Source organism: Geminicoccus flavidas (genome assembly GCF_009806515.1).
GTDB classification, from domain to species: Bacteria; Pseudomonadota; Alphaproteobacteria; order Geminicoccales; family Geminicoccaceae; genus Geminicoccus; species Geminicoccus flavidus.
In genome coordinates, this window is record NZ_WUJP01000775.1 from 1 (window position 1) to 8271 (window position 8271).

The window sequence follows — 8271 nt, forward strand, 5'->3', positions numbered from 1 at the left end:
TGACGGTCTGCGGCCCGGCAAAATCCAGGTCCATCGCACCCTTCAGGTCGAACACCAGCGAATCCCTGGTCACGCCGCCCAGCGTCACCGCCTGGATCGTCACATGGCGGTCGCCATCGCCCAGGCGGAACGTGCCGTTGTCGTCCAGTTGCTCGAAGGTCAGGCGCGGGCGGAGATTGAACGTCGCATCGAGCTTGTCGTGCAGGACCAGATGGTCTTCTGCGGGGTCGAAGTCGGTCACGATGTCCTGGCCGTTCGGCCGGATGAAGCCGAACTGGTCCACCAGGAAATCGAACTCGTCGGGTCCGGCACCGCCGGTCAGCCGGTCATCGCCCGGCCCACCAAACAGCGTGTCGCGGCCGTCGCCGCCCCGCATCTCGTCATTGCCCTCGCCACCGACCAGGATGTCGTTGCCGAGGCCGCCCAGGAGCAGGTCGCCGCCACCCTGGCCGGAGACATTGTCATTGCCGGCGCCGCCGTCGACCAAGTCGGTGCCGTCATTGCCCCGGACCACGTCGTCCCCGTCCTGGCCCAGCACGATGTCGTCGCCGAGGCCGCCCTCCATGAGTTCGTCGCCGCGATTGCCGGCGAGCCGGTCGCGCCCCGCCCGGCCGAACAACTGGTCGTTGCCGATCCCGCCGGTCAGGACGTCGTCGGCCGGACCACCCAGGATCAGGCCATGGACTGGTGTCGATCGTGAAGCGAACGCCATGTGGAGTCTTTCTGTTTGGAGACTCCTTTAGCCCGTTGCGAGAATTGAGGCAGCTGAAATTCGCGCGTACACGCGATCGATCACTGCACCGTGTCGGTGCCGCGCAGGTCCCGGGGGCCGGCCTCCGGCAGGATGCCCAGCCGCCGGGCGACTTCCTGGTAGCCTTCCTCGACCTTGCCGAGATCGCGCCGGAAGCGGTCCTTGTCGTAGCGTTCGCCGGTCTTGACGTCCCACAGCCGGCAATTGTCTGGGCTGATCTCGTCGGCCAGCACGATCCGGAACTCCTCCTCCTCCCAGAGCCGGCCGAACTCCAGCTTGAAGTCGACCAGGCGCAGCCCGACCGAGACCAGGAGGCCGCTCAGAAAGTCGTTGATCCGGAGCGATAGGTTCAGGATCTCGTCGATTTCTTGATAGGTCGCCCAGCCGAAGGCGGTGATGTGCTCCTCGGTGACCAGCGGGTCGCCCAGCTTGTCGTCCTTGTAGTAGAACTCGACGATCGAGCGGGTGAGCTGCGTCCCCTCCTCGATGCCGAACCGGGTGGCGATCGAGCCGGCCGCCACGTTGCGGATCACCACCTCGAGCGGGATGATCTCGACCTCGCGGATCAGCTGCTCGCGCATGTTGAGGCGGCGCATGAAGTGGGTCGGGATGTTGATCTCGTGCAACCGCAGCATGATGTACTCGCTGATGCGGTTGTTGAGCACACCCTTGCCGGTGATGACGCCCTTCTTCTGGTTGTTGAAGGCGGTGGCGTCGTCCTTGAAGTACTGGATCAGGGTGCCGGGCTCGGGTCCCTCGAAGAGGATCTTCGCCTTGCCCTCGTAAACTTGGCGGCGGCGACTCATCTGCACTCTCCGACGGGGGAACGAAACAAGGGCGCGCGCGGTCTCGTCACTCCGCGGGCACCCCTTGGCAACGCGCGCGCTTGTAGCCGTCCGGGCCGGCACTGACAACGTCGTCGTACGGTCTCGTCCGTCAGGCCTGTCCGTAGAGCCCGAGCACGCGGGCGCGGGCGGTGACCAGCGCATGGACCGAGGCCAGGTTCGGGCTGTCCAGCCCGGCCATCCGGCCCAGCTCCAGCACGGCGGTGACCAGCGCATCGATCTCGAGCGGGCGGTCGCGCTCCAGGTCCTGGAGCATGGAGGTCTTGTGCGCGCCGGTGGCACCGGCGGCATCGATCCGCTTCTCCACCTCCATGAGGAAGCGGGCGCCCATCGCCTCGCCGATTGCCCGAGCCTCGGTCATCACCCGCCGGCACAGTGCGCGCAGCTCCGGGTCGGCGGTGATCTCTCCGAGCGTGGCGCCGGTGAGCGCGCTTACCGGGTTGAAGCAGCAATTGCCCCAGAGCTTGGTCCAGATGTCGTCGCGCAGCCGCGGGCGGACCGGCGCCTTCAGCCCGGCCGCGATCAGCGCCTGCGACAGGCGCTGCACCCGCGCGCTGCGCTCACCACTGGGCTCGCCCAGGTCGAAGCGCTCCGACGCGATGTGCCGGATCACGCCCGGGCTCACGATCTCCGCCGCTGGCCAGACGACGCAGCCGATCGCCCGCTCCGGGCCGAGCCCCGCCCAGATGCGGCCGCCCGGATCGACCGCCTCGACCCGCCGGTTCTCGAACGGCCCCTTCAGGCCGTAGGTGTACCACCAGGGTACGCCGTTCGCGGCGGTCACCACCGCGCCGCCGTCTCCGCACAGATGGCGGATGCCGTCCACCGCATCGGCGACCTGGTGGGCCTTGAGGGCCACCACGACATAGTCGGCCGGGCGCAGGCTGCGCGGGTCCTCGGCCGCCTCCACCTGCACCTGGAACTCCCCGCCCCCCTCCTGGACGGTCAGGCCGTCCGCCTGGAGTGCTGCCAGATGCGGCCCGCGCGCGATCACCGCGACCTCCACGCCGGAGCGGGCGAGCTTGCCGGCCAGATAGCCGCCGATCGCACCGGCGCCATAGACGCAGACCCGCATCAGCCGAGCCCCAGCTTCGCCGCCAGGCCGATCCTCTGCAGCTTGCCGGTAGCACCCTTGGGGATCTCGCTCAGGATCACGACGCGGCGCGGGACCTTGAAGGCCGCAAGCCGGGCTGCCGCGAAGTCGCGGATCTCTCGCTCGTCGGCCGTCATGCCGTCGCGCAGCACCACGGCGATCGCCACCTCCTCGCCGAGCTTGTCGTGCGGCATGGCGAAGGTGACGCACTGGCGGACGGCCGGATGGTCCATCACCACCTCGTCCACCTCCAAAGGGCTGACCTTCTCGCCTCCCCGGTTGATGATCTCCTTCAGCCGACCGGTGATGCGGAGGTACCCCTCCTCGTCCATCCGACCCTGGTCACCGGTCCGGAACCAGCGCTGCCCGTCGCGCTCGAAGAAGGCCGCCGCGTTGGCGGATGGGTTGGCCTCGTAGCCGGGCGTCACGTTCGGCCCCGAAATCACGACCTCGCCTTCCTCGCCCGGCGGCAGCGGTTCGCCCTGCGGCGTGCATACCGCGACCTTCGGGCCGGCGGCGATCCCGACCGAGCCCGGCTTGCGCGGTGCCGGCGGCAGCGGGTTGCTGGTCATCTGGTGGGCCGCCTCGGTCATGCCGTAGCTCTCGATCACCGGGCAGCCGAACGCCTCCTCCAGCTCCAGCATGACCTGGGCGGGCAGCGAGGCCGAAGACGAGCGCAGGAGACGCAGGCCCACCCGTGCCAGCACCTCCCGGTTGCGCCCCGCCCTGGTCAGGATCGCCTGGTACATGGTCGGTACCGCGGTCATCCAGGTGGCGCCGCTGCCGTCCAGCTCGCGGAAGAAGCGCAGCGCGTCGAAGCCGCCCTCCGGCACCGTCAGCGAGCCGCCGGCCGCCAGTGGGGCGAGCGTGCCGGCGATCAGGCCATGGATGTGGAACAGCGGCATGACCGTCAGGCAGCGATCCTCCGCCCCAAGCTGGAGCGTGGCGCCGATATGGCGGGCCGAGGCCGCGAGGTTCGCCTGGGTCAGTGGCACGATCTTGGGCCGCGAGGTGGTGCCCGAGGTGTAGAGTACCAGGGCCACGTCGTCCGGGCCGGGCACGCGTGCCGCCACGGCCGGGCGTACCGTCCCCTCTGCCTCGAGCCGGAACGCGCCGGCCGGCCCCTCCGGATCCTCGTGCAGGCGCAGGATCGTGCAGCCTTTGGCCTCTGCCACCGCGATGGCGGAACTCTCCGCCCCGGCGGCGACCACCAGCGCCCGGGCACCGAGATCGCCCAGATAGAAGTCGAACTCCTCGGCCCGGTAGGCCTGATTCAACGGTGCGGTGGCGGCGCACTGGGCGATCGCGATGAAGGCGCTGGCCATGGCCGGCCGGTTCGGCAGGACGATCGCCACCCGGTCGCCGAGTCCGATCCCGATCCCGGCGAGCATCGCCCGGGTCTCTGCGGTCAGCCGGGCGAGGCCGCCATGATCCAGCGCCGTGCGCCCGGGCGCCAGGATCGCCGGCGCCTGCGGGCTGGCCGCCTGGAACAGCGTGGTGATCGTCGTCATTCCCTGCCTGCCTCCCGGCCCGATCCCGCAGCAATGATCCTGGTCGCACGCGGCCGGTATCGCCGCAAGCCGGTCGGCGCCGCCGCCAGATGTCCCACGGGCCACAGAGGTGGTGACGCCGCAACCTCCCATCGCTAGTTTCCCGGTCGTTTGGCGGGAGTAGGGGGTCGGCATGAACCTGGTTCAATTCAAGACGGCACATGGTGGCCGGGCCGTCGCCGTGGTCGAGGGCGGCGAGCTGCGCGTCGTGGACCGGGCGACGACCGTCTACGGGCTGGCGCTCGCCGCGGTCGCCGCGGGCGAGGGTCTGGAGAAGGTCGTGTCCGAGCGGCTGAGCGACGAGACCGAGGACTACGAGGCGGTGATCGCGGAAAAGCGGCTGCTCACGCCGCTCGATCATCCCGATCCGGCCCATCTGCTGGTGACCGGGACCGGCCTCACCCATCTCGGCAGTGCTGCCACCCGCGACGCCATGCACGTGGTCGAGCCCGAGAAGCTCACCGACAGCATGAAGATGTTCAAGATGGGCATCGAGGGTGGCAAGCCCGCCCAAGGCGAGATCGGCGTGCAGCCGGAATGGTTCTACAAGGGCGATGGCGGCTCGATCGTGCCGCCCGAGGCGCCGCTGGACTATCCGGGCTTCGCCGAGGATGGCGGCGAGGAGCCGGAGATCTGCGGCCTATACCTGATCGGTCCGGACGGCACGCCCTGGCGGCTGGGCTTCGCGCTGGGCAACGAGTACTCCGATCACGTGACCGAGCGGGTCAACTATCTCTGGCTGGCCCATTCCAAGCTCAGGACCTCGAGCTTCGGCCCGGAACTGCGCATCGGCGCGCTGCCGGACCGGGTCGAGGGCACCTCTTCGATCCTGCGCAACGGCAAGACGCTGTGGTCCAAGCCGTTCGTGTCCGGCGAGGACGCGATGTCCCACTCGCTGGCCAACCTGGAGCACCACCACTTCAAGTACGACTTCTTCCGCCGGCCGGGCGACGTGCATGTCCATTATTTCGGCACGGCGACGCTGAGCTTCGCCGACGGGATTAAGGCGGAGCCCGGCGACGTGTTCGAGATCCAGGCCGAGCCGTTCGGCAGGCCGCTGCGCAACCCGCTGGGCGAGAAGCGCGAAGACCGGCCGGTGCTCGTTCGCGACCTCTGAGCCGGTCACCGGACCGTCACCGCATCATCGAACGTCGATCACTGTGTTGGCCTAGCACCTCCTGCGTGACCACGGCGCGCACGAGGTAGGCGGCATGCTCGTTCTCCGGGACGTCGAGAAGGCCTTTGGCAAGGTGAGGGCCCTGCGCGACGTGTGCCTGGACGTGCCGCGCGGACAGATGCTGGGGGTGATCGGCCGCTCGGGTGCCGGCAAGTCGACCCTCCTGCGCACGATCAACCGGCTGGGCGACCCCAGCGCCGGGGCCATCCGGTTCGACGGGGTGGACGTGACGGGGCTCGCCGGCCGCGAACTCATGGCTTGGCGCGGCCGCTGCGCCATGATCTTCCAGCAGTTCAACCTGGTGGGCCGTCTGGACGTGATCAGCAACGTCCTGCTCGGCCGCCTCGCCCGCACCGGCCGGCTCGCCTCGCTGCTGGGCCATTTCTCCGATGAGGACCGCGCCCGGGCGATCCTCGCCCTGGAACGGCTGGACATGGCCCATGCTGCCCTGCAGCGCGCCGACACCCTGTCGGGCGGCCAGCAGCAGCGGGTCGCAATCGCTCGGGCACTTGTCCAGGAGCCCGACATCCTGCTGGCCGACGAGCCGATCGCCTCGCTCGATCCGCGCAGCGCCCAGCTCGTCATGGAGGCGCTGCGCCGGATCAACCGCGAGGACGGCATCACCGTGATCGCCAATCTCCACACGCTGGACACGGCTCGCGCCTATTGCGACCGCATCGTCGGCATGCGGGAGGGCCGGATCGTGTTCGACGGCCGCCCGGACGAGCTGACGGTCGAACGCGCGCGAGAGCTCTACGGCAGCGACGGACTGGAGGAGATGCTGGCGGAAACCGTCACCTCCACCGCCCTGCCGGCCCGTCTCGCCCGGGTCGCCGCCTGATTGAACCCGCCGCTTTCGTCGTTCCCCTGCGTGAACCATCCGGAGAGCAGGATGCTCCGTCGCATTGCCCTTTCCCTTCTCGGCACCGCCGCCTGCCTGGCGACGCTGCCGCCCGCCCCCGCCGGCGCGCAGAGCTGGAAGGAACAGGTTCCGGCCTTCCGCTACGGCATTATCGGCGGCGAGAACGAGGCCGACCGCCTCACCAATTACGCCTGCTTCCAGGAAAAGCTGTCCCAGCGCCTGGGCATCCCGGTCGAGCTCTATCCGGCCTCAGATTATGCCGGGGTGATGCAGGGACTGATCGCCGGCACGCTCGACGCCGGGCTCCTGGGTGCTTCCGGCTATGCCGGCATCTACCTGGAGGACCCGCAGGCGGTGGAGCCCCTGTTCACCCAGGAGCAGACCGACGGCTCCACCGGCTACTATTCAGTCCTGCTGGTGCGCGCCGACAGCCCCTATCAGAAGCTGGAGGACCTCCAGGGCAAGACGCTCGCCTTCGCCGATCCGAACTCGACGTCGGGCTACCTCTACCCCTCCGTGGAGCTGAAGCTGCAGGGCTATGACCCGGCCAGCTTCTTCGGCTCCACCGGTTTTGCCGGTGGCCATGAGCAGGGCGTCATCGCGCTCCTGGACGGCCAGTACGACGCCGCCGTGACCTGGACGTCCGGTGTCGGCGAGTACGCGCAAGGCTACACCTCGGGCAATCTGCGCAAGATGGTCGACAAGGGCGCGCTCGACATGAGCGACGTCCGGATCCTGTGGAAGTCGAACCTGATCCCGAACGGGCCAGAAGTCGTGCGCCAGGCGCTGCCGGCCGAGCTCAAGGCCGAGTACAAGGAGTTCCTGCGCGAACTGCCCAAGAGCGATCCCGACTGCTTCTACAAGACCCAGGGCGGCGACTTCACCGGCTTCGTCGAAGTCGACCAGGGCTTCTACGGGGACGTCATCAAGGTCCGCCAGGAGCAGATGGCGTCACGCCGCAGCTGACCGGCAACGGGCGCCGCCAGCGCGGCGCCCATCTTTTCGCGGGCCACCGCATGACCGAGCATCTGCGTAGCGATCCGACGGACCGGCCGGCCGTGCGCGCGTTCGAGCGGCATCGCCAAGAGCTGAGGGCCAAGCGGCGTCGCGGCGCCATCCTGTTCTGGGCGATCCTCCTGGTGGCGGTCGCTGTCTCCGTGAACGTCGCCCAGTTCTTCCCGCAGCGCCTCCTGGCGGGCCTGCCGCGGGTCGGCGACTATCTGTTCGCGACCCTGCCCGAGCTGCGCCCGGACGTGCTGTTCGAGGGGACCAGGACAGAGGGGTCGCTCGCCTACTGGTACTTCAACCTGCCCAAGTACCTGCTGCTGCTGGCCGAGACGATCAACATGGCGCTGATCGGCACGGCGCTGGGCACCACCGGCGCCCTGATCCTGTGCTTCCCGGCCAGCCACAACCTGGTGCGCTCCACCTGGATCTACACGGCGACCCGCCGGCTCCTGGAGTTCTGCCGCGCGGTGCCCGAGATCATCTTCGCCATCCTGTTCGTCTACACGTTCGGCGTCGGGCCGCTGGCGGGCGTGCTCGCCCTGGCGATCCACACCGCCGGCGCGCTGGGCAAGCTGTTCTCCGAGGTGAACGAGAACGTCCCGGCGGGCCCGATTGAGGGGGTGCGTGGTGCGGGCGGCTCCTGGCTGCAGGAGATGCGCTTTGCCGTCCTGCCCCAGGTCCTGCCGAACTTCCTCAGCTACGCGTTGCTACGCTTCGAGATCAACATCCGCTCCAGCTCGATCCTGGGCTTCGTGGGCGCCGGCGGGATCGGCCAGGAACTCTACTACGTGATCAGCTTCAACCATTACGAGGAGGTCAGCGCCATCGTCCTCTTGATCGTGCTGACCGTGACCTCGATCGATCTCCTGTCGGCCAGGCTGCGCCAGATGGCGGCAGGCCAGGAGCAGTTCCTGTGAACGCCGCCACGGTCGCCTTGATCCGGGACCGTCATTCCGCCGTGTTCCGGCAGGCCCGCAATGGCCTG

Annotated in this window: 8 protein-coding genes; 4 read left to right on the forward strand and 4 right to left on the reverse strand. The window is 68.9% G+C overall.

The genetic code is table 11. The features are described from left to right. From EQG76_RS22255 to EQG76_RS22270, 4 genes are all read right to left on the reverse strand, one after another. Positions 1 to 712: calcium-binding protein (locus EQG76_RS22255; protein ID WP_159716506.1), on the reverse strand; the 712-nt coding region annotated here is incomplete at its 3' end. 80 nt (positions 713 to 792) lie between these two features. Then, positions 793 to 1557 (reverse strand): phosphoribosylaminoimidazolesuccinocarboxamide synthase, encoded by a 765-nt coding sequence (purC, locus tag EQG76_RS22260; protein WP_159716507.1) that lies wholly within the window; start codon positions 1555 to 1557, stop codon positions 793 to 795. A 130-nt stretch (positions 1558 to 1687) separates the two neighbouring features. After that, positions 1688 to 2671, reverse strand: a complete 984-nt coding sequence (locus tag EQG76_RS22265; protein WP_159716508.1) for a 2-dehydropantoate 2-reductase — start codon at positions 2669 to 2671, stop codon at positions 1688 to 1690. Next, positions 2671 to 4200, reverse strand: coding sequence for an acyl--CoA ligase (locus EQG76_RS22270; RefSeq protein ID WP_159716509.1), 1530 nt, complete (start codon positions 4198 to 4200; stop codon positions 2671 to 2673). The genes EQG76_RS22265 and EQG76_RS22270 overlap by 1 nt, the downstream gene beginning before the upstream one ends. Before the next feature lie 172 nt (positions 4201 to 4372). Here EQG76_RS22270 and araD1 point away from each other — a divergent pair, with 172 nt between their 5' ends. From araD1 to phnE, 4 genes are all read left to right on the forward strand, one after another. Continuing rightward, the gene (araD1, locus tag EQG76_RS22275; protein ID WP_159716510.1) at positions 4373 to 5356 is read left to right on the forward strand and encodes an AraD1 family protein; all 984 of its coding nucleotides are present in this window, start codon (positions 4373 to 4375) and stop codon (positions 5354 to 5356) included. 94 nt (positions 5357 to 5450) lie between these two features. After that, positions 5451 to 6257: a phosphonate ABC transporter ATP-binding protein gene (gene phnC / locus EQG76_RS22280; RefSeq protein WP_159716511.1), complete on the forward strand. Its 807-nt coding sequence runs from the start codon at positions 5451 to 5453 to the stop codon at positions 6255 to 6257. A gap of 51 nt (positions 6258 to 6308) precedes the next feature. Further along, entirely contained in the window at positions 6309 to 7244 is a 936-nt protein-coding gene (gene phnD, locus EQG76_RS22285) for a phosphonate ABC transporter substrate-binding protein (protein ID WP_159716512.1), read from the forward strand. Positions 7245 to 7294: 50 nt separating this feature from the next. Continuing rightward, positions 7295 to 8203, forward strand: coding sequence for a phosphonate ABC transporter, permease protein PhnE (phnE, locus tag EQG76_RS22290; protein WP_159716513.1), 909 nt, complete (start codon positions 7295 to 7297; stop codon positions 8201 to 8203). The last annotated feature ends 68 nt before the right edge of the window (positions 8204 to 8271 follow it).